At 48.1% G+C, this 1,567-nt stretch carries 1 pseudogene; it reads left to right on the plus strand.

The annotated features are described in order from the left end of the window. Positions 1-112: pseudogene (locus EWE75_RS25970) on the plus strand (IS630 family transposase); the annotation flags it as partial. Positions 113-1,567: the final 1,455 nt, after the last annotated feature.

The following is a 1,567-nucleotide window of genomic DNA, read 5'->3' on the forward strand; positions in this document are numbered from 1 at the left end:
CATCAATCGCTACCTCAAGGAACACAACGCCGACCCAAAGCCCTTCGTCTGGACCAAGCCCGCCGCTCAAATCCTCGACAAGCTCGCCAGACTGCCTGCATCTTCCGTCTGACTCGCTGCACTAGCGGCCTCAAGGTAAGGTGCATCCACTCTCGCTCTGGAAAACCGGGAGAAAGAATGAAAGCTGCGGGGCGGCTCGTCACAATGAATTGTAGTGACGTCGTGGCATTTTGAAGACGAACGGCAGCCGACCGAATTTGTTCTATAAGCTTTTCGCGCGTGGGAATATCAGCTACTTCATCAAAACCATCTAAGACAAGTAAAGCGTGGCTATCGCGTAAGATAGCATTAAGATCAGATGTTGAAAATGCAAACCCGTCCGATAAATACGTAATCTGGTGCGACAGAAATGACTCAAGAGAGTCTATTGATCCAACTGGACGGAAAGCGCCTTTAGATCCAGCAAAAGGATCATTTCCAAGTAACCAGGTAGAATAATCTCTAAGGTCAACGCGCATAGGCAATCTAACGACATTATCGGTATGCGAACGTGGAAGTTGAAGATATGAGTCTTCAATCCTCAAGTTCTTTATTCTGTGAACCTGGCAAATGTATTGAGTTACCGTAGATTTTCCTTGTCCCGGCGCGCCCTCAAGAACAATGCGCTGCAAGCCCTTATTCGGCGCAGCTTTCAGAAGCCATTCAGCAACGAAAGTTCCATGTCGTTGGGGATCTTTCCAAAAAAATCTTCCGTGGGCAGCGTGACCAAGTAGCTCATCGAATGTCTCTTCGGAAATCCCGCAAGAAGAAAGATTTGGTTGCTTCTCTCGGGCGACAGACAGGGGCGTGTCAGTGAACAAATCTAAAAGATTGTTTTGTATTTGCACTTGCTGAAACTTTACCTCGGATTCTTTCAGGTGCTGCGTTTGCATATATCCGCGAAATGCGGTCGCTGCGTCCTCCGAGAACTGCGATATGTTGTTCCTATGCAGCACCTCTAGGAAGTCACTACCCCTTAATATATCAGGATAGCGCCATATTAAACCATGGGAAGATTCAAGTCTTCGCTCGAGATCGTCTCTCCACCAGCAAAAACTAGGTATTCCGAAAGTTCGTGTAAGTACCTCATTAATACGATCTATTGATCCTACATCGGGATGCGAGGTTCCTGAGATATTTGTGAGCAGATAATAAGCGGTAGCACCTCGCTTTATAAGGTTAGAAACCTTTCCTTCTTCGGACTTGATGAGATCCTCTATTGCGATGCGCTCGTTTTTTTGTGTCGGATTTCGGGAAAACTTAACTTGATAAACAATAAACCCGGAATCTTGACGTAATAGGGCATCTCGGCCGCCATCGGGCTGCCCGACCGGTAGGCATTGCACGTTCGGATAGGTGGCAACCAAAATAGACTGACAAAGCTTTTGAAAGCGTTCGTCTCCTAGTGGATTGATCGTGACGGATGAGTCCTTTTGAGGATTCCGCCTAGCGCTGCATTGTGCGACCAAGGGGTATGCGTAGCGGTATCACCTTCGTCGTCACGGCACCGGATCGGGCGCGGCTTGAG

It is taken from the genome of Sphingomonas populi, from assembly GCF_004208535.1.
Taxonomy (GTDB): Bacteria; Pseudomonadota; Alphaproteobacteria; order Sphingomonadales; family Sphingomonadaceae; genus Sphingomonas; species Sphingomonas populi.